Genomic DNA, 20,896 nt, shown 5'->3' on the forward strand with positions numbered 1-20,896 from the left:
GTCCTTAGAGTGGCGCTATTTTAATACTGTACCATTTGATTATTTCTTCTCAGGCATTTTATGCACTACTTGTTCGAGCAGCACTGCAATTTCCGCTCTTGAAGCAGGAGCCGTTGGATTGAGATTTTTACCGTCTCCTTTTACAATTCCTTCTGCTACTAATGCGCTGATAGCTTCCTTCGCGTTATTCTTCACCTTATTAGAATCGGCAAAACGATTCAGCTCAGCCGCTTCACCCTTTTTCAGCTCCATACCGGACTTAATCATGGCCTGATACAAGATAACCATTAGATCTTGTCTTGTAATAGGCGTGTCTGGATTGAACTGTTCACCCTCGAAGCCCTGAATGATTCCTTGATCCTTCAGGCTTGTTACTGCCCCGGAAAAATAGTTATTTTGTGGGACATCCAGGGTGCTTCCTGCCGCATCTGACTTCAGATCAAACATTCTCACCACGATAAGAGCAAAATCTCCCCCCTTCATGGCCGCTTTTGGAGTAAATGTGTGATCAGAGGTTCCTAAAATGATTCCCTTAGAATTCAACAGCTCGATTGAGTTTTGCGCCCACTTATGGTTTTGCAAATCATTAAACGTTCTTTTTATCGAATTGCCTTCTTTTTCGGCTTTAGCAGAATTTTGGGTTCCTTGGTTGCTTGTTGCTGTTGGCGTTGTTGCTGTTGCTGTATTTTTGTTTTGATCCGTATCTTTGTCTCTCTCTTTGTCTCTCTCTTTGTCTCTATCCCTATCTCTATCTCTGTCCCTGTCTCTATCTCTATTTTTATCCGTCCCTTTATCTGGTTCCTTCTCTTTATCCTTCTCCGGTTCTTTATCCCTGTTTTTCTCTGGTCTCTTATCTCTGTCTCTCTCAGGCTCTTTATCTCTGTTTTGATCCGGTTCCTTATCTCTGTCTTTCTCAGGCTCTTTATCTCTGTTTTTCTCTGGTTCCTTATCTCTGTCTCTCTCAGGCTCTTTATCTCTATTTTGATCCGGTTCCTTATCTCTGTCTTTCTCAGGCTCTCTATCTCTGTTTTTCTCTGGTTCCTTATTTCTGTCTCTCTCAGGCTCTCTATCTCTGTTTTTCTCTGGTTCCTTATTTCTGTCTCTCTCAGGCTCTTTATTTCTGTTTTGATCCGGTTCTTTATCTTTGCTTTGTTCCGGCTCTTTCGCCTCGCCATCTGTACTTACATCCGGCTTGCTTTCTTTTTCTTTGTCAGTAACTGTTTTAACCGCTACCTTTAATTCCTTTGCACCTTCTTGGAGGGCGTCGAATGAAATCTTGCTTCCTTCCGCGCTTACCTTATATACATGTGCTATTCCGTAATCTGCCGCTAGGCGATTCGATACCTTCTGTGCAACAGCGGAGGCATCATCATTTGCCTCTACCGGAACAGCAATTTGCTTATCGATTTTATCATCAGTGATCTGGACAACAAGATTACCCGCTGTACGTGCACCTGTATTTACTTGAGTGCTGAACTTAGCCTTTTGTCCAACAATCCCAAAGCTTCCTTCCGTTCTGGTCTCCAGCTCGCCCCATGTCAGTCCTTCAACCGCTGAGCCACTTCCATTATCTACCACATTAAGAATGACATTAGCGCTGTTGCCTGTTCCTGGTTTTTGCTTAACAATGATTCCCGCTGGTGACGCGGAAGTGATAACTTCATAATTTCTGCCCTCAGGATGATGTAATAGAGCGGCTTTCAGCACATTTTCTATTTCGGCCAGCACATCTTTGTTCTTCCAGCCCACATATAGCTTGTGGTTTAATGCTAATTTGCGGCCTAAGTAGTCAACTGTATTTACTTCTTCATTATTGATGTACATTTGTAACACCAAAAGAGCCGTTCCAGGTCCATTGATCGGTTGTCCATTCGAGCCTGTGACATCTCCAGACAATGGTAAGAAATATTCACCTAGCACCTCGGTCGTATCTCGTCCTTGCCTCTCGACAGATACATCACTCATCGTAACTCCCACATTTACCGTCGGTTCAATCTTCGCATCAACCTTAACGTTAACCTGTGCCTTGACACCGTTCCCTTTTACTCCCTCAGGAAGATTGATCAACGCTCCTGTTATCGTAAATGCCTGTTCTTTGGCATTACCTTTTTCATAGCTAATGTTATGTAAATCCCACTGCACATCTGCCTTGATGTTAGCACCATCAGATAATACGACAGTTACTTGCTTTGGCAGGTGTAGCGTTTCTAGTGAAGCATTCGTACCGCTAACGATTCCGGTAATGTCTGCTATCGGATTCAACGACTGCACATAACGCATTGCGTTTACTGAGAGATTAGCAATTATCTTTTGACTAGGTTGAGCAACGCCGGCTGGCAAGTGAACTAATGTACCCTTAACCTCCACTGCTTGTTGTTGTTCATTGGATGGGTCATAATTTGATGACATCAGCTCCCATGTGACATCCACTTTTTTCGTTTTCCCGTTGCTTAACGTCACATCTGCTTGCTGCGGCAGATAAAACGCAAGTGCTGTTTTGCTAATGCCGTTAGGCACTTGTGCCACCTGTACAGGATCAATGCGTGTAACCTGAACAGCAGCATCAACAGTTATTCTCGCCTCTGCTTTTACTCCATTTGGATTTTTTAAACCAGCGGGAATTTTTTGTAATGTACCAGCCACAGTAAAAGTCTGCTCGGCTGTATTGCCAGGGTCATATGTACTGCCATCTACATTCCATTCGATTGGCACCTGAGCCTTGCTACCGTCACTCAATTCGGCTTCTATTTGTTCAGGCAAGCCTAGTGCTGTTTCTGTTTTTTTAGTGCCATTCAAAACATTGTTGATTTCAACAGGCAAAAGCCTAGTGATTGTACGTGCATCTTTGAAGGAAACCTTTATTTTGGCCTTAACACCATTGCTATTAGCAATTCCCACTGGAGGCAAACCAGTTCGATCTCCCAAATTACCGAAGAATTGAACCGTATGGGCGCCCTGATTGCTTTCATCATAATCTCCACGTTCCCAAGAAACCTCAACTGATTGGGTTGTACCATCATCTAGGGTTACATCTACGCTATTTGGTAATCCCAACTGATAAAAGCTTGTGCCATTTTCTTTTTCGAGAATATCAGCTAACGGATTCACACTCATGATCTGCTTTGCTGCCGATACTGTAATTTTCGCTGTCGCTCTTATATTTTTGGTATTACTAATACCTTCTGGAAGCGCTGAACTCCAAGAGGTTTCCCGTAACGTTCCCTCGGCCGTGAATGTTTGACTGTTCACATCATCAGGATGGTACTGGTCAAAGTTCCAGCGGACATATAATTCTTGTTTTTCACCGTTGCTTAACTGAACCTTTACATTACTTGGTAAATTAAAATTATATGCAGGTGTCCGATTCGGGAAAGTTGATTCGGGAATCTCTTCTACCGATTCGATCTCGATCGTGGTAGCCTTTGGCTTTTGATCTGTATCTTCTGGATTTGGCAGAAGTGTTGAGGTGATCACGGAATGAGGTCCTTCTTCATTCTGAGTTCCGTGGGGGTCGATCTGACTTGTGCTTTCTTCAGACTGAACTGCTGAGCTGTCCACCACATCTGTTTCTTGGTTAGTCTTAAGTACCTGGCTGCTCGCTGTATCTAAAATTTCTTCATCTTGAGTACCCAAGCCACTGGTTCCACTTTCACTTTTTCCCCCTGATTTAGAGCCATCCTTTTTATCCTCTATGATCATTTTTTCCGCTTCTTGTCCGTCTTGTACCAGATTCTGCTCTACTGCCGCAGACACATAGGACGGTAACCCTAAAGACGTCAAAAGACTCGTAGAAACCAGGACATGAAAAATCGCCTTTTTCTGTATCATTTTGCTTACTCCCTTATTTATTATCAATAAACTATAAATGTGATAATGATAATTATTATCAATGATTTTCAAACAAATTATTCAATATTTTTTAAAATTTGTCAATCTCTTTTTGAAATGAAACTTTACATGGAACTTACCTTACCAATTTGTATCAGTTCACCAGTGATCTATTATTTACAGTCATACGATCAGATGTTGATATCCTCTTCTGTACAAAAGAAGGCACGCGTTGAAACAAGTGGTCCAGGCTAAACAAATAGGTGTACGAACCGCTGAGCAATAAACCAAAGGCACTGGTATAAAGAACGAGACTAAGCAGATTCATGTTGCCTGACAAAATGAAATTGATATGCATAAATAAACAAATAAGAATGCTTGGCAACGTACACAAACCTACAATCAACAGAATGCCAATGACAATCTGGACAACCGGAATCACATAATTATAAAAATCAACATAAGGAATACATAAGTGCTTGATAAACTCCTTGTAAAACTCAGGTACATTCGGTTTCGTCAGTGCCGTTTCTAAATAATCCTGCAAAAACACACTCGGCTCCCGAAACCACCCCTTGTCAGTAATCTTGGTCACCCCAGCCAACAACCACCCTCCCCCAAAGGCAACTCTCATAAGAACAACAAGAAAGGGAAAAATGTACTGCTTGAAAGAATGGAAAAAATTCATTCAGTAAGACTCCTCACCACATTTAATTGAAAACGATTATTATTATCATTATTTTGGTCATAATTGTCAAGGCTTGTTTTCCTTGTTAAAGGAGGTCTCTTTTGCAGAATTTTCGCAATACATTAGGCAGTAAAAAACAAAGCGGGAATTATGTTTTCTCAAGCGATATGTAGATAACGGGGTCATTACTATGGAATATAGGTATGTTATTTTTTGTTCACTGGCCCTTTCATAAAGGGAGGATTCCTTATCTAAAAACCAGACTTAAGATTCCTGAAAGAATATAATATTTAGTCTTTCGTTTGTATTTATATGCAATAAAAAAGTCGAGGCTCTACAGGATGAAATTCCTGTTTTCCACTCGACTTGTCAGCAACAGATTACGCACTAAATTGATGCTTGGAGCTTACAGGCACAATAAAAACGGAAGTCATTATACTTCCTAACAATGACAAATCATTTCTCCTAACAATACACCAATGCACTTGCTTTTAGCAGTGGATTATCACACAACTGGTCTGGGATCTTTAATCAAAATCCCACGCTTGGCATAAAAGCGAGCAAATCCTTCACACCTAAGATGCACATTTTCCTGACTAGCAACTGTGTTTCCGGACGGATTGTGGAAGATGAGCTCCCTACGCTTAGCATCTCTTCCGAACACATACACCAGATGCCCCCCTTGATTGGGCGGCGTCACCTCTGGCGTCCGAATCGCAGGGTGGACGGAAGCCATGTAGACATAGCCCTGGTCAAGCAGATCATAAATCTCTTCAATCGGTGTATGCTCCTTCACCTCAGCTTGGAGCCCATATTTTTCGGCTAGAAAAGACACAAACGGACGATAGAACAAGCCTTTAATACTCCCATCCTCCTGAACCACATAGCCACCATAATCCCGGCACTGCTTCATCAGCTCAAGCGTTGGAATAATCCGATCGTGCCAATCGGCAAGCAGCATTTTTAAACAAGCCATCCCGCAAATATGGAAGCTCCACCGTGCATACTCATCCCGATCAATTCCACCAGACAAATGCCATAAGGGATCATCAGCTGGATGTAATTTGCCGGATAAAAAATCCGAAACTAACTGACGAGACTCCCATTGTGAAAAGTAAGCTACTGCACTCATACTCATCCCTGCTTTCTATTGATGCTGTTTTTGTTACTATATTTATTTCATAGAGAGAGCTTCGGAAGCAACTGTATTTTTAATGGGGCACTTTATTTTTATGATGTATTTTTATTTTTACTGAACTAAAATGCTGTTGTTTGAGAATAAAGGTAAAGAGGATAAAAGAGGAGCAAAGTAATTCAAACAAGATATTATCAATAAGATTTGAACCAAATGCAGTAGCTGACATGAGGAAAACGGAGTTACCTGCATCTCTTACCATTACCAAGGCTATCCTTAAACCAGTTTGGGACAAAGTGGTTTAACCAGGCGGAGGAAACAATTTGTTTGGTATTAAAGGAACAGGCTATATCTTGGGAGCTGGCTGATCGGCAAGGTTTGTAATTAGACAGGAACCGAGGAATAGAAGAAAACGCTAAAAGAAGCTACACCTCTGTTATCAGGTTAGCTTCTTTTATAATGTTCATGTGCGATATGACTTTAGAAAAGGATGCTTGAAAAAATTAATAATGTAGTGGATAACAGGTGTTATCGTTTTTTGTTTTTCCTATTTGCAACTATTATTTATATAATGACAATCAGAATGACACCAAGAATTATTAAACCAGAAACGCCGAATCCTGACATTGGGTTCTCTCCTCTTAAAAAATAGTTACTTTCTAACAGAATGCAACTATTTTATACTTATTTTGTTTTATTTTCCAGTACCTACAATTTCAAGAGTTCCTGAATCATTTTTTACAGTGCTAGATGGAGTGTTTGTATAATAGGCAACTGATGCTTGGAAATCTCGATCGAAAGTATATTCGAAGGAATTAATCAAAAAATTAAGAGTAGACAAACTATCTAAGAAACAGAAACTATACTAAAGCTTATCTACGAAAGGAAGCGAAGAGCTTTCTCTTTCAATTTCAATTTAAAAAACAAAACTAGACAAAAAAGAACCTGACTCTGCCAATAAAGCGGAAAAACCTGCTCTTGTGTTGATTTGAAGGAAAGGTTACCCATATGTGTATGGTATCTTGCAATAACACTATAAAGCAATTCATCAGGATAGGGGGTTGGAAAGTAACCTAACATCTTCATCTTTTCCTCCATACGGGGATATACTCCCAGTATAGACAAATAAGAAGAGAGATTTACCTCTCCTCTATAAAATCTCTATATCTTTGTTTTTAATTAAACCAGCCACCTGGAGGTCCTCAATCGTTGCATTTCCCTTGTCAATTGTATTTATGACTTTCTGCAATCCCTCATCAGAGTAGGTTTTAGGTTCTTTCCCGGAATTCGTTTTCTTCTTTCTTTCCCTTGGCTTTTCCACTACTTCTCTTTTTATATCATCAACTTGCTTATATAACTGAATTTCTTCTAAATCCTTTTTTGTTCGAACTCCTTCGTTTAATAATTGCAGCGTTTCTAATGAACGAATATCCCCGAATCTTACAATTTCCGCTACATCATTCTCTCTAAGCGCCCGTATTGGTTTCTGGGAAAGAGGAAGGTCTTCTTTGGCTACCTTTCTTATAATTTCTGGTGTGATTATTTCATCCTTTCCCAAATTAATTAATTTTTGTTGTGTAAGACGAAAAAGTTTGACCGCGTAATCGACAATTCCTTGGCTTTCATCATAAAGGGTATCAATTAATTCATCAGTCAGAGGGGTAACATGCTTTGTCCATTGATATTTCCACATGCCTTGGATAAGCAACTTCCAGCTTGAATCATTTTTCATTGGCTCCCAACGTATTTCTCCCTGTCCAGAGCCTTTACGTGCAATTCTTAACTTACTTCCTAAAATATCAATAGCTTCAGGAGTGCCTATGAAAATAACGGGTACCCCTATATTTACTACGAGCGAATGGAGAAAATTTAACATTTTCTCCGCTCCTCCACTTTTTGCATGGCTTAGATGTTGAATTTCATCAATAATCAGCAACCCTAAGCATTGAACTGTTGCTATTTTCTCCATCTTATCTAACATCTGCTCAATGCGAAGTCTTTCTATCCCCTTTGAGTAACTAGTACCAAGAATAGCATCAACTTTATGAAAAAAACGGTGACAAAGCCCATCCAGACTACCGTCATGTGTACAGTCTAATTTCAAATACGTTATTTATTGACGATATAACCCGCCATTGCAGTGAGTTATTACTTGGGGATAAAACGACAAGATTCTTTCTATGGATGAGGATTTACCTATCCCAGAGGTTCCTATAACAGAAAAACCTATCTCTGTTCGTTTAAATCCGTTTGGGATATCATTTTGAAGTCTACTTGATTCCCCCGTCCTAAGAAACTCTGCCATGCCTTTGCTTAAGGGATTTCTCTGAACATACCCTTCACGCATTGCAGCAGAAATTCTTTGTTCAAGTTCAAAATGCCTCGGAAGTGGTTGATAATATTCGTTTAACTGGCCACATAAATAATAACGAAAAGTAGAGTCCATGTTACGTTGTTCTTCATCAAACGACGGTCGGCTCACTAGCTTCTTAGCTACTTCTTCCTTATTTATTATGGGTGGAAGTGCCTCAATAAGGAGATTTCCCTTATAGTGAGGAATGATTTGTTCAGTGTATGTTGCCATTTCACCAATGTAGTTTTTTGACTGCACGCTTGTTACTCCTCCTTCTCAAGTAATCCTGAGAGCCAATTTGCTTGCTCGTCTTCATGTGTTGTATCCGTTGACGCTTTTGGGATAGGAGCGATGATTTTTTCCTCTTGTTTGTCTCCTAATATGAAGGCTTCTCTCCGTCGATTTACCTTTTTCACGATTTTATTTTTGCCCCGCACTCCCTTGATTACTTCACTTCTGCTTTGTTTAGCTGGTTCTGATTCCACAGCTTCCTTGACAATATTAGAAATTTTGTTGTTATGGTCTATATTTTTTTGTAACTCCTTATGAGAATGACTAATATCTCTCCTTTTTCTCATTGTCCGAATTTCTTTTACTTCTTCTAAGGAAAGACCTCCATAACGCTCTTTATCAAAGGGTTTAAGTTGAAACCTATCGTACGTTCCATCTCCGTTTAGAAAATAGATGAAGTTTACAATACGGGGGTCGTATGACACTTTTATCGTCCAGTTAGCTTCTCTAGCCTTCACAAACCAATTCGCTTCTTTTAAAAATTCAGATTCGTAATACAACCCCTCAAATTTTATTCCTTCTTTTGTTACTCTTGCTGTCGAAGATGGCATGAGATTAAGTTTTACATATTCTTCTGGAAACGAACGCAACACCCCGCTATTCCTTTCTATTCCCCACTTCCAAATTTCGCTTGGTATTGGAGTTACGTCATCCTCAATCATTTCTCTAGTTGGCTCGAAACCTTTCAGATATTGATTGTTGAAGTGTATAACTGTTTCGAGCATGGCGCTTGTAAATTGAGGTAAGGTTAACACAGCCTTCATTCGCGGGTCTTCTAGTGCTCCACGAGTTCCATAATCTTTGTCAACATAACCAGGGAGAAGTGAACGAAGAGCTTCCATAGCTTTTTTAAAGTAGCTCTCTACAATGGCTTTTAACTCTGGGCGATAAGGTGGTGTATTTTCAATCTCTATATTGAAAGCATTGACGAGAACATCAGCCTTTGGACTTAACATTTCTCCTCTGTCTGCTCGTATCCCTATAGGAGCACCTTGAGATTGCCATTGCCAAGACTCAATTTCAATACCGAATTCCCTACAATATTCTTGTTTGTTTGTTAAGGTATTTGCAAGTGCCATCATCGCACCTACCCAAGAGGCATTCTCAAATCCAACATACAACCCAGTAATCATCCTAGAAAATACATCAATAACGAAATAGATTGTCGGACGAGCAACAGTCTTTGATTGATTGATTTGAGAAACTAAATAAAAATCTGCTATAGTAGAGTCAATTTGATAAACCGAACCGGGTCCATTAACATGTTCCATAGAAGAACCAAGAACTTCACGAGCCGTTTGATTAAATTTACTTTCTCCCATACGAGCGTTTTTAGAACGTCTATCATCGTAATATTCTGTGTAATACCAGTATTTGAATTGCCCAATTGTAGGTATTTTTTCCTTGTCCCAAATACGTACCTTCTTCTCACCTTTTTCGAATACAATATCTGAAAAAAATTGATTAATGCATTGTTCGTATGCAAATTTAAATCTGTTACGCTTTCGTGTTTCATAGTGACGTTCTATAGAGATTCTAAATTTTGCCTTTATTTCATTTGTCACATTTATTCCAACACCAGCAATGTCTTGATGAGTACGTGGTCTCCCCGTTTTTTTATCTCCTAAATTTTTTCTCTTACCCTTCCCTCCACAGTTTCTAAAATCAGGGAGAAGAGCGTTTTTCACTTTACCTCTTTGCCAATATCTCCTCAAATACTTATAGACGGTCATGAGTGTCGTGCTATGTTTAACGACCAAATCACTTAAGATTGGTCCTCTTTTCTCAGGAATATAGATACTTGGTTCACACTTAACTACTTCTGAAATAAGATTCCAAGCTTTTTCTCGTTTCATCTTATTCTGTAACGTTATTTTTTCCTCTGAATAAGTGCTAGCATGGGGGTCATGGAGTTCAAGGAATTTCCTTTCGCTTTGTATATCTTCTAGGATATCTGAAGACAACTTTCTTTCAGGAAGAGCGTTAGGTGAATCAATATCAATTAGAACACAATGAAGTCGCTCCTCATCTATCCAAAGAACTCTTTCACGTAACAAGCCTCCACCTTGCTTTTCCGTTACAATTATCGAATTAATTACCAACGGCAACATAGATTCTATTCCCACCTCCTTTTCTATTAGTAAGTTTGTCGAAATAACAATTACGAACATTAATTGGATTTGTCATGTCAATTTCAAGTTTTTTTGCTGCAAGCAAATGACGAAACAGGAACAAGAAAACACCTGAATTTACACGGTATTCTTTACTCATCTCACAAGAGATTCTGTAAACTGTTTCATTTTGGCACAACAGCCGCTCTTTTAGTAATTCTGCATATTCAATAAGTTGAGACTTATCTAAGTTGAATTCATGCAGGCTATCCAAGAAAAATGCAGGACGAATGAGCTTTATATTTTTAACTAGTTGAGTAGGAATTTGTTCTTCCGTAACAATATCCCAATCAATTCCTAGCCGTAACTGCGCATTGCAGATAATGTTCCGATGCTGGATTTAAACACACCCACGGACCCTCACCGAATGGCTTGGTAGAAGGCAATTCTTCCTTAAAGAAATTCTCTGTGCTACCAGCTAAGAATCTCATTATTAGGACATGGTACAATGGAACTGATTTGCATTCGCTGTTGCTTAAGTATTTACATAACCAATTCCTTGAATGTTCATCTAGATTGCATCCCAACCTCTCAAGTAGAACTTCCCCATACCATTCTTTAAAGGCTTTTGAAACTTGCTCTGTTTTTACTAAACCGTAAAATGAGGCTAAACCTAACTTTTGTAATCGATAAATGTATTGTCTTGAAAAGAAATCTGGTCCCATTGATGTGACTTTGTTTTCCAATAACCATAGAAAATCATTTGCAATTTCTTTAAGTTCCTTCATATCTCTATCATTTAAGGCAAGCGTTACTTCTTGTGCATCGTTAACAACCGCCTCTTGCAAAATCAAGTACAAATCTCTGTTTATTTTGACTTGGTACAATACCTTAGAATGATAAGGGCAAATAAGGACCCCAAAAACTTGATGGATTCGATGCCAATAAGCTTCACCAAAACTGTTAGTTTCTTCTTCATAACAATCTAAGCAAAAATATAATTCCTGTTTATGGGCGAATTTTGCACTTCCGACCCCTAAAACGATTGAGCTTGCGTTACCAATTTTCATTTTATTTGTGGCTTTCGCATACCTTTCAGTATCTATAAACGGTTGATAAACTGGCAGCAGTGTATGTTCAGAAATAATTTTGTCAGGGCTAAGCACTGTTTCTTCAGGTACATTACCAAATATAGAATTAAGATTAGCGGGAAAAGGAATGCTTAACCGATGAGAACTCTTCTTACCTAATAACTGTATGTTGGTCTGACGTGTACTTGTATTTCCAACATGAACTTGGTATCGGGAAATTATGCTGTAAAGCAGCTCGTCTTGATATGGAACGGGTAAGTAACCAATCATTTAAAATCCTCCTGTTAGGTGCGACGGCTAATTAGCAATTTCCTAATTGCTAATTAGTCATAAAAAATACCCCCCAATTACTGGGGGGTATTTCAAAAAAGTGTTTTCAGTTATCGGCACAAGAATAGTAATAACCACCGATACTCATCCTTTAACATATTTCTTTTGCACTAAATAACTTTCTTCATCACTATAGAATTTTCTTTTTTACTATAGGACTTTCTTTTGTTTTACCATCCATGTATAAAAACAAATCCACCCTACTCCACCGTCACACTCTTAGCCAAGTTCCGTGGTTTATCCACATCCAAGCCACGAGCTGTAGACGCGAAGTAAGCGAGCAATTGCAATGGAATGACAGTTAATACCGGAGCTAAGACCGGCAGTGTGCGTGGCACATATACCACTTCATCCACTGTTTTCTCCAATTCTGTATCTCCTTCAAACGCGAGACCTAGCGTGTAGGCGCCGCGGGCTTTGACCTCAACGATGTTGGATACCGTTTTGTCAAATAGGTCTGGCTGAGTAGCCAGTGCGATCACAGGTACATTCTCTTCAATGAGAGCTAGGGTACCGTGTTTTAGTTCACCCGCTGCGTAAGCTTCGGAATGAATGTAAGAAATCTCTTTTAGCTTCAGGGAGCCTTCCAGCGTCACAGCATAGTCGAGACCTCGTCCGATGAAGAACAGGTTTTGGACATCCTTTGTTACAGAAGTAGCTACCTTGCGCAGGTCCTCTTCCATTTCTAGAATGTTAGCTGTTTGAGTTGGAATCTCTAATAGGTGATCGACAATCTCAGCGATTTGTGCATCTGTTTGTGTGCCTTTTACCTGTGCAAGATAAAGCGCAAACAGATACAGAGCCAAGCTTTGGCATGTATAAGCTTTTGTAGAAGCAACCGCTACCTCTGGGCCTGCCCAAGTGTAGATAACCTCATCTGCTTCACGAGCTACCGAGCTGCCTACTACGTTGCTTACTGCCATTACTTTAACGCCTTGTTTCTTCGCTTCACGCAGAGCCGCCAGCGTATCTGCTGTTTCCCCTGATTGACTGATGACAACCACTAACGTCTTATCTGTGAAGATCGGGTCACGATATCTAAATTCTGAAGCGATCGCTACCTCGACAGGAACGCGTGTCAGCTTCTCAATGACTTCTTTCCCGATTAATCCAGCATGCATCGAGGTACCACATGCTACGATGTACATTCTGTCAAAAGCAGCTAGCTCTTCTGGAGTCATTTTCATCTCAGGCAGTAGCACACGCTTGGTTTCCAAATCAATACGGGAGCCAATTGTATCTCGCATTGCTTTTGGCTGCTCATGAATCTCTTTTAACATAAAGGAGTCATAGCCGTCCTTCTCTGCTTGCACCAAGTCCCAATCCACATGGAAAATTTCACGTTCAACAGGCTCGCCTGTCTCTGCCACTGTCAACTGGATGTTATCGCGAGTTAAAACAGCCATTTCACCTTCATTTAAGATGTACATGTCACGCGTATGCTCCAAAATAGCCGGGATGTCAGAGCCAATAAACGCTTCCCCTTCACCAATACCCACGATGAGCGGACTTGCTAAACGTACGGCAATTAATTTATCTGGTTCGTGCTCTGTCATGATACCAAGTGCATAGGCACCGCGCATTTTTTGTACAGCCTTGCGCACTGTAGCTACGATGTCGCCATCATATAGATCGGACAATAGATGAGCGATAACCTCTGTATCTGTTTCTGACAGGAACTCATATCCTTTTGCTATCAATTCTTCCTTGATATTCAGGTAATTTTCAATAATCCCATTATGAACAACTGCAAATTTATGCGTTTTGTCTAAATGAGGATGAGAATTTTCATCGGAAGGCTTTCCGTGTGTTGCCCAACGAGTATGGCCAATTCCAGCCATTCCCGCTAGCGGTCTGTCTCTTAGACGCTCTTCTAACGTAGCAATCCGTCCCTTGGATTTTGCATGATCCAAACCTTGCTCCGTCATTACTGCTACACCTGCAGAGTCATACCCACGATACTCCAGCTTACGCAGACCTCCAATAACGATATCCTGCGCCTGTTTACTTCCAATATATCCAACGATTCCGCACATAGTAATAGAAACCCCTCTCTAGTGGACAGGGGTACGACCCAACTGAATTTGCTAACGGGGTGTACCCCCGTCATTCCTTTGCAAATTTTTATCTATAAAGTAATTGTGAACATATCATACTCAGATTTTGTCCATAAGGTTGCCCCTATGTTTTGTAACTGAGCTTACGGTCCTGATACATGACCGGGAGGCATCCGCCGAACATTTCGATAAACCTCCACCTCGTCCACTGTGCTCCATGTCGGGCAGCCACAGTGCTGGCGCTTTTAAAAGATATTTGTGGTCTTTAAAATGAAGATCCTCTCTCCCCTCCTTTTTAAGATAATCAAATCCTTTCTTACTTTAGCACAGCTTTGTGCGGGGGACAATATCTCTTTTCCGCTGTGACCCTCATAAATTCATGATAAATGGCTAAGATTTCCCCACTCTTTATGTTATGCAGGTGTAGATATAAATGTGTTACTCAAAAAATATAGCAGAAACGATCCCTTTATCAGGGTTCAAAGCGCATAAAAAAAGGAGCAGACGCACGCCGCTCCTTTTTCTACATTACCTTTATGCTAATTCCTTTTTAACAACCTCTACGATTTTTTGAACCATAACTTCTAGTTCATCAGCATCTGGCCCTTCTGCCATGACACGAACGATTGGCTCTGTGCCTGATGGACGAACCAGCACGCGACCATTACCCTGCAGGCTTTCCTCTACCTCTTTAATCGCTTGTTCAATAGCTGCGTTGCCATTTAGCTTTGTTTTATCCTCCACGCGCACATTTACTAATAGCTGCGGGAATTTCGTCATCATCTGTTTTAATTCAGACAATGGTTTGCCTGTTTCCTTGATGATGTTAAGCAGTTGCAGACCAGTTAATAAGCCATCCCCAGTCGTATTGTAATCCAGGAAAATAATATGCCCAGATTGCTCCCCGCCTAGGTTATAGCCTCCACGAACCATTTCTTCCATTACATAACGATCGCCAACGGCTGTACGTGTACTATTAATGCCTTGCTCCTCCATTGCTTTAAAGAAGCCAAGATTAGCCATTACAGTCGTTACTACAGTATTGTTGTTCAATTTGCCCTTATGCTTAAGAGCACGCGCACAGATAGCCATTATATAATCGCCATCTACCAGCTCGCCATTCTCATCGACAGCTATACAGCGATCTGCATCTCCATCAAAGGAAAGTCCCAATACAGCCTTATGCTTCACAACCTCTTCCTGTAAGCGTTCTGGATGTGTTGATCCGCATTGATCATTGATGTTGATGCCGTTCGGGCTTGCACCAATCGTAATGACATCTGCCTCTACATCTGCAAATAATCTGGCTGCCAAGGAAGAGACAGCTCCATTAGCGCAATCCAAAACGATTTTCATATCCTCAAAACGCTCATTTACAGAACTTTTGAGATGAGACAGGTATTTCTGGCTACCTTCCAGATAATCGATTACAGTACCGATTTTGTCCCCTGTAGGGCGCGGTAACGTATCCTCTGGAGTATCCAGATATCTTTCAATCTCGTTTTCGTCCTCATCTGACAGCTTAAAGCCATCGTTACCAAAGAACTTGATTCCATTATCCTCAAATGGATTGTGTGAAGCAGAAATCATGACACCGGCATCTGCCCCTAAAGCCTTGGTCAGATAAGCTACGCCAGACGTAGAAATTACTCCCAAACGAACTACTTCTGCACCTACAGAGAGAAGACCTGCGATCAGAGCACTCTCCAGCATTTGACCAGAGATACGCGTATCGCGACCAATAACTACCTTTGGTTTGCCTTCCTCTTTGTGTCTTGTCAGTACGTATCCACCATCTCGACCGATTTTAAAAGCCAATTCAGGTGTAAGCTGCGTATTAGCAACCCCACGTACGCCGTCTGTTCCGAAATACTTCCCCATCCTTGTCCCTCATTTCTTTCCTAGTACACGTAATAGGCTATGTTCCTACTGTTTTTTTGTGATTTCTACCGTGACCTGATGAAGTGCATTCGATGCTATCTTGAGATAATCTGGCAAATTGTTATTGTAAACCAGCGGAATCTCATGCACACCTACAGGCAGCGAACTTACATCTGCTACAATTTGAATGTCATTTGCCGTGAGGTCTTTTAGGATGTTAGGAGCACCGATCACATCGAAGCTTACTGTGCTTAATTCCTGTCCATCCGCTGTTACGACTTTGGCAACCAAATCTTCAGCGAGTCCAGTGACCCTTAATGGCACGTTCTCCAATTTTTTGGTTTCAGATGGCACTATCTTCAGTGTGACATCTAACGTATCTGGGTCAACCTTTACCACTTTTGGCGCCAACGGCATTTTTAGTTGAAGTACCCGATCTGAAGTAATATTTTTTAAATCAATTGATGGACCCGAATAGGTATCCATAGGCTTAATCACTTCATTTGGTCCGTATACCGTCACCTCTTGTGTGTTCATCGTGATACTAGCCAAACTATATCCATCTGGCAGCTCATTCGTCAAGTTTAATTTGAGCGGCACCATTTTGGACGGACTTGTCACCGGTATACTGACTTCAGCCACTAACGGTGAAATTTCTGCGCCCGTCATCAGATTTCCTTGCTTGTCATACACTTTTAATTGTGCATTGCTAGAAACAGTATCCGTCGCTCCATCTACATTGACAGCCGCTTTTACTACGCCAATCTTCTTAACCTGACTCGCTGGAACAGTAACCAGTACCCGGAATGGTTTTACGATAGGCTGTTTTAACTCATACCCATCCGCTGCCTTGCCAATTTTCTCGACTTGGACGTCCATTTCAACGGTTTGTTTTTCCTCTAATGTGACATCAATATAATCCGGTGTGATGGTCACTTTTGACCCATCAGGGAATCCGCGCGACTGTACCTGCAAACGATGCACTCCGCTCGCTAATCCTCTAGCGTCTATAAAAACCTCGTAGTTGTCAAAAATATTATATTTTAGAAAAGGATTGTTACTCTCCACTGCTACTTTAACCGATTGTAATTTGTTCGTAATCTCAAAATTATCGGCGTCATAATAAGCTTTGACCTTTGCACTCTCGATAATTCGGGTCGGCTGTACTGCTTCACTGGAATTGCCCTGCTCTGGCTCTAAGTTTACAATCATCCACAACATAATGGCCAAAAGTAGGGCAATTCCGCGGACAAACCAATGACTGTTTAACCATCTATCCATTTTTTCGCCCCCATTGCCAACGACTTGCCATGGATTTACTCTTCGCTTGCGGAGAGAGTCTGCTCAGCATTTTTTGTGCTAATAGCTCTTCGGTCAAGTTACGCGTTATTTCTCCATTGGTCGTTATCGAAACGTTACCTGTTTCCTCCGACACAATAATGGTAAAACCATCGGAGACTTCACTCATTCCAATAGCGGCCCGGTGTCTTGTTCCAAGCTCTTTAGAAATGGAAGGATTCTCAGATAACGGCAGATAACAAGCTGCTGCTAGCACCGTATCCTTACGCAAAATGACAGCTCCATCATGCAGAGGAGTATTCGGGATAAAGATATTGATTAACAACTCTGACGTGACTCGACCATTTATGGCGATTCCTGTCTCCACGTAATCATTTAGCCCTGTATCTCGCTCCACCACGATTAGAGCTCCAATACGGCGCTTAGCCATATAAGTCACAGCCTTGCCGACTTCCTGAACCATTCGTTGTACGCTTTCTTCATCATCATTCGAGTAAGAGCGGGAGAATAATTTACCTCGCCCAATTTGCTCCAATGCACGACGCAGCTCAGGCTGAAAAATAATGACAACTGCTAATACTCCAAACGTAAAAGCTTGGGACATCAACCAGTGCAGGGTACGGAAATCAAAGTACTTGCTGAGCAACCAGGTAACGATAACTACCATAATGCCTCGCAAAAGTTGTACAGCACGAGTTCCGCGGACCAGCATGATTAGTTTATAAATCAAGTACGTGACTAAAAGAATATCTATTCCGTCACGCAGTATGTTCACGTAGTTTAAATACCCCATACCGCCGCCTCACATTCCTACTCCAATACTATCCAAGAATTTTGATTGGATTGTTTGCGGAAAAAAGCACGGCTTCTCATGCCGTGCCACTTCTCTTCCTTCTATTTTCCCCTAATGAGTCAATGGAAGCAAGTCATTTCCGATATTTTTCATTTCATACCATACCCAATCGAAAATCATTTCGATGGATTCTGTATCTCCAGCCACCTGAGCCGTTGAAGCTAAAAAGACTCTGCCATCAATAGCTACGACATTTCCCTTAACTTCACCTTCTACCTCTACGCTGCCATTGCGGACAATAAGGTCTCCCGTTAAGGTAGTCCCAGCCGGCACGACAACTACATTACGCTCTTTATCTATCTTTAGCTTATCCATATTGGATGATGTAATTTGGAGGGTGTTATCCCGATCAATCCAACTGGTAAACAAACTTCCTGTCATAAGAACAAAAAAGACTGCCGCTGCCGTTACGAATGGGTGGCGTCTCATCCAGTTTCCAAAGCTCTTGCGTTTCGCTACCGGAGGCAACTGAGCCATAACACGTGCGGTAAAATCACTTGGTGCTTGGATATGGGAGGCACTCTCTACATAGGCAATTACTTTTTGCAATTGTTGTAAATGCGTACGGCATTCTTCACAGTTTAGCAGGTGCTGTTGAAGACGTTGATTCGATAGTTGATCGATATCTTTATCCAAAAACACATGGTTAAGCTGCTTCGCTTCTCTGCAATCCATCTGAATACGTCTCCTTTCAATTAAAATCGCAACTTATTTCGCAGTGCTTCTCGCCCACGATGAATTCTGGTTTTAATCGTTGTTATCGGCAATTGCAAGGCATCGCTTATTTCCTGCAACGATAAATCCTCAATGTAACGCAGCACCATGATAGACCGATACTTGGGACTTAACTTGGTTAGTGCGTCCTGCACCGTTTCTTGTAACTCTTGTACGACGACTTTTTCCTCAGGGGTTTTCTCATCGGAGGCTAGTCTGGAGTACCAATCTAGCCCTTCTAAATCTCCGCCCTGCTCTTCATCCAAAGAAAATTGTGGTTTTTTCTTTCTTCCCCGGTCAATACACAGGTTAGTGGCAATACGATATATCCACGTTGAAAAACGATAATTTTCATCATAGGAATGCAGATTGGCATAAACGCGCAAAAAGGTTTCCTGTGCAATATCTTCAGCCTCTTGGCGGTTGCCAACCATTCTGAAAGCTAGCTGAAAGATTTTATCTTTGTACATTTCCACCAGTTCCGCAAACGCTTCACGGTCATCCCGTTTCGCTCGTTCTACCAAGCGTCTCTCTACAAATTCCATGCCATCCTCCCTAGAATGTAACCCGTCTTCTAATACGAACTAAAGACGATTTAGTTTCAAATTTTGCTGTTAAAGTTCTGCGGAATTTTTATCTTTTTATTATATAGGTAGTTTGCCTTTTATTCTTGATTAAAACTGTGTGAAACCAGTGTTTAAGTAAAGAATTTTATCATCACGTATAAAAAAGGACATCAAAAAGCTGTTTTGTGCGATTCCTATAATATTAACAAAAGAGTAAGATACAAAAAAATATTCAAAAAGGAACGCGCGCTTAATTATTTTATGTCTTGTACCATTTATCCATGTAAAGTTATATATAAAGGCGATTTTGCAGTACAAGCACTGCTCCGTCTATCACTCTCGAACTTTTGAACTCCGTGTACAATGAGTTGGTTTTTCAAGCCAATGCCAAAACTCACCCTTTGACTCTACCTCCACCTTTTCCAAATGTAAAGGCATCAGGAAAAGACAATTGATTGGCTTACTTTAAGTATATAAGATATGAAACAAATAAACAAAAGACAGGAGAATGGAAGATACCTTTCCATCTCCTGTCTTACAATCTTACAAAAGCTTATCTCCAAATACGGAGCTCATTAATGCAACAGCTACAGCAGCCGTTGCATTTTGCTGATCGAGAATTGGATTTACTTCTACAAATTCGGCTGAGGTTAAGACATCCGCTTCAGCTAAAATTTCCATAGCCAAATGCCCTTCTCGATACGAAATGCCTCCGATAACCGGTGTTCCTACTCCTGGAGCATATATTGGGTCTAAACCATCTAAATCCAAGCTCAGATGAACTCCGTCTGTTCCTTGTGTAACATATTCAATCGTTTCTTCCATAACACGGGTCATACCTAAGCGATCGATTTCGTGCATCGTGTATACTTTAATGCCAAGTTCTTTGATTAATTCACGTTCACCAAGATCCAAATCTCTAGCACCAATAATGACGACATGTTCTGGCTTTATCTTTGGACTGTATCCCCCGATTCTAACCAACGCTTCATGCCCAATTCCCAACGAAGCAGCAAGTGGCATACCATGAATATTCCCAGAGGGAGATGTCAGTCCTGTATTGATATCGCCATGAGCATCAAACCAAATCACACCAAGATTCTTTTTTGTCTGCGCAACCCCTGCAAGCGTTCCTAACGCTATGCTGTGATCTCCTCCTAAAACCAAAGGAAACCGTCCATTGTCTATTTCTAGTGCCACCTTTGCTGCAAGTCTTTCATTAGCCTCTAACACTTGATGTAAATACTTATGATTGTCAGTCTCTTCGAAATTTTCAGGTCTAATTACAGGAATATCTCCTAAATCCTTCACTGAGTATCCTAAACCCTCTAAACGCTTTACTACCCCAGCATACCTGATAGCGCTAGGTCCCATATCTACACCGCGACGATCCGCCCCTAAATCGAGAGGTACACCAATCAATGATATTTTTTTATTCATATGCGAGACTCCTTCCTTGGCGCAACAAAGTCTTCTACCTTCTTAAGCTATATTGTAGACGGAAATAAGGCAATGACTCAACTCGACAAGTTTTTGCATAGTTATGAATTTATTTAACAATTCATCAGCAAACAAAAAAGCAACCCAGATCAACTGAGTTGCTTTTCCTGTACTATTATGGAGCGGGTGATGGGAATCGAACCCACGCGACCAGCTTGGAAGGCTGGAGTTCTACCATTGAACTACACCCGCATTATGC

At 41.0% G+C, this 20,896-nt stretch carries 16 protein-coding genes and 1 tRNA gene; all 17 read right to left on the reverse strand.

What is annotated here, in order from left to right; all coding sequences use genetic code 11:
• Positions 1-39: 39 nt before the first annotated feature.
• Positions 40-3,828, reverse strand: a complete 3,789-nt coding sequence (locus QZ995_RS15750; protein ID WP_301808683.1) for an Ig-like domain-containing protein — start codon at positions 3,826-3,828, stop codon at positions 40-42.
• A gap of 154 nt (positions 3,829-3,982) precedes the next feature.
• On the reverse strand, positions 3,983-4,516 hold the full coding sequence (locus QZ995_RS15755; RefSeq protein ID WP_301808684.1) for a DoxX family protein: 534 nt from the start codon (positions 4,514-4,516) through the stop codon (positions 3,983-3,985).
• Positions 4,517-5,021: 505 nt separating this feature from the next.
• Positions 5,022-5,648, reverse strand: coding sequence for a C39 family peptidase (locus QZ995_RS15760; protein WP_301808685.1), 627 nt, complete (start codon positions 5,646-5,648; stop codon positions 5,022-5,024).
• An 879-nt stretch (positions 5,649-6,527) separates the two neighbouring features.
• Entirely contained in the window at positions 6,528-6,749 is a 222-nt protein-coding gene (locus QZ995_RS15765; protein WP_301808713.1) for a TniQ family protein, read from the reverse strand.
• 52 nt (positions 6,750-6,801) lie between these two features.
• Positions 6,802-7,755: an AAA family ATPase gene (locus tag QZ995_RS15770; RefSeq protein WP_301808686.1), complete on the reverse strand. Its 954-nt coding sequence runs from the start codon at positions 7,753-7,755 to the stop codon at positions 6,802-6,804.
• Between the two features lie 9 nt (positions 7,756-7,764).
• The gene (locus QZ995_RS15775) at positions 7,765-8,262 is read right to left on the reverse strand and encodes a hypothetical protein (protein WP_301808688.1); all 498 of its coding nucleotides are present in this window, start codon (positions 8,260-8,262) and stop codon (positions 7,765-7,767) included.
• 5 nt (positions 8,263-8,267) lie between these two features.
• Positions 8,268-10,406, reverse strand: coding sequence for a Mu transposase C-terminal domain-containing protein (locus QZ995_RS15780; protein ID WP_301808690.1), 2,139 nt, complete (start codon positions 10,404-10,406; stop codon positions 8,268-8,270).
• Entirely contained in the window at positions 10,387-10,806 is a 420-nt protein-coding gene (locus QZ995_RS23855; protein ID WP_366919704.1) for a TnsA endonuclease C-terminal domain-containing protein, read from the reverse strand. Before QZ995_RS23855 ends, QZ995_RS15780 begins: the two co-directional genes overlap by 20 nt.
• On the reverse strand, positions 10,757-11,767 hold the full coding sequence (locus QZ995_RS15785; protein WP_301808692.1) for a TnsD family Tn7-like transposition protein: 1,011 nt from the start codon (positions 11,765-11,767) through the stop codon (positions 10,757-10,759). Before QZ995_RS15785 ends, QZ995_RS23855 begins: the two co-directional genes overlap by 50 nt.
• 260 nt (positions 11,768-12,027) lie before the next feature.
• Positions 12,028-13,863: a glutamine--fructose-6-phosphate transaminase (isomerizing) gene (gene glmS, locus QZ995_RS15790; RefSeq protein ID WP_301808694.1), complete on the reverse strand. Its 1,836-nt coding sequence runs from the start codon at positions 13,861-13,863 to the stop codon at positions 12,028-12,030.
• A gap of 555 nt (positions 13,864-14,418) precedes the next feature.
• A complete protein-coding gene (gene glmM, locus QZ995_RS15795) occupies positions 14,419-15,765 on the reverse strand; it encodes a phosphoglucosamine mutase (RefSeq protein ID WP_301808695.1) in 1,347 nt (448 codons plus the stop codon).
• 45 nt (positions 15,766-15,810) lie between these two features.
• Positions 15,811-17,046: a CdaR family protein gene (locus tag QZ995_RS15800; protein ID WP_301808697.1), complete on the reverse strand. Its 1,236-nt coding sequence runs from the start codon at positions 17,044-17,046 to the stop codon at positions 15,811-15,813.
• Positions 17,039-17,857, reverse strand: coding sequence for a diadenylate cyclase CdaA (cdaA, locus tag QZ995_RS15805; protein WP_031413241.1), 819 nt, complete (start codon positions 17,855-17,857; stop codon positions 17,039-17,041). Before cdaA ends, QZ995_RS15800 begins: the two co-directional genes overlap by 8 nt.
• A gap of 111 nt (positions 17,858-17,968) precedes the next feature.
• Positions 17,969-18,592: a zf-HC2 domain-containing protein gene (locus tag QZ995_RS15810; protein ID WP_022586418.1), complete on the reverse strand. Its 624-nt coding sequence runs from the start codon at positions 18,590-18,592 to the stop codon at positions 17,969-17,971.
• A 20-nt stretch (positions 18,593-18,612) separates the two neighbouring features.
• Positions 18,613-19,176, reverse strand: coding sequence for an RNA polymerase sigma factor SigW (gene sigW / locus QZ995_RS15815; RefSeq protein ID WP_301808701.1), 564 nt, complete (start codon positions 19,174-19,176; stop codon positions 18,613-18,615).
• 564 nt (positions 19,177-19,740) lie between these two features.
• On the reverse strand, positions 19,741-20,637 hold the full coding sequence (gene rocF, locus QZ995_RS15820; RefSeq protein ID WP_301808703.1) for an arginase: 897 nt from the start codon (positions 20,635-20,637) through the stop codon (positions 19,741-19,743).
• A gap of 178 nt (positions 20,638-20,815) precedes the next feature.
• Positions 20,816-20,889: transfer RNA gene (locus QZ995_RS15825), tRNA-Gly, on the reverse strand.
• Positions 20,890-20,896: the final 7 nt, after the last annotated feature.

The sequence above is a fragment of the Brevibacillus laterosporus genome (assembly GCF_030489605.1).
GTDB classification, from domain to species: domain Bacteria; phylum Bacillota; class Bacilli; order Brevibacillales; family Brevibacillaceae; genus Brevibacillus_B; species Brevibacillus_B laterosporus_E.

Coding starts and splice junctions, on each gene's coding strand:
- QZ995_RS15755 (WP_301808684.1), bottom strand. CDS start 4,516: ATGAATTTTTTCCATTCTTTCAAGCAGTACATTTTTCCCTTTCTTGTT.
- QZ995_RS15785 (WP_301808692.1), bottom strand. CDS start 11,767: ATGATTGGTTACTTACCCGTTCCATATCAAGACGAGCTGCTTTACAGC.
- QZ995_RS15810 (WP_022586418.1), bottom strand. CDS start 18,592: ATGGATTGCAGAGAAGCGAAGCAGCTTAACCATGTGTTTTTGGATAAA.
- glmS (WP_301808694.1), bottom strand. CDS start 13,863: ATGTGCGGAATCGTTGGATATATTGGAAGTAAACAGGCGCAGGATATC.
- QZ995_RS15750 (WP_301808683.1), bottom strand. CDS start 3,828: ATGATACAGAAAAAGGCGATTTTTCATGTCCTGGTTTCTACGAGTCTT.
- QZ995_RS15765 (WP_301808713.1), bottom strand. CDS start 6,749: ATGGAGGAAAAGATGAAGATGTTAGGTTACTTTCCAACCCCCTATCCT.
- QZ995_RS15760 (WP_301808685.1), bottom strand. CDS start 5,648: ATGAGTGCAGTAGCTTACTTTTCACAATGGGAGTCTCGTCAGTTAGTT.
- cdaA (WP_031413241.1), bottom strand. CDS start 17,857: ATGGGGTATTTAAACTACGTGAACATACTGCGTGACGGAATAGATATT.
- QZ995_RS15780 (WP_301808690.1), bottom strand. CDS start 10,406: ATGTTGCCGTTGGTAATTAATTCGATAATTGTAACGGAAAAGCAAGGT.
- sigW (WP_301808701.1), bottom strand. CDS start 19,176: ATGGAATTTGTAGAGAGACGCTTGGTAGAACGAGCGAAACGGGATGAC.
- rocF (WP_301808703.1), bottom strand. CDS start 20,637: ATGAATAAAAAAATATCATTGATTGGTGTACCTCTCGATTTAGGGGCG.
- QZ995_RS15800 (WP_301808697.1), bottom strand. CDS start 17,046: ATGGATAGATGGTTAAACAGTCATTGGTTTGTCCGCGGAATTGCCCTA.
- glmM (WP_301808695.1), bottom strand. CDS start 15,765: ATGGGGAAGTATTTCGGAACAGACGGCGTACGTGGGGTTGCTAATACG.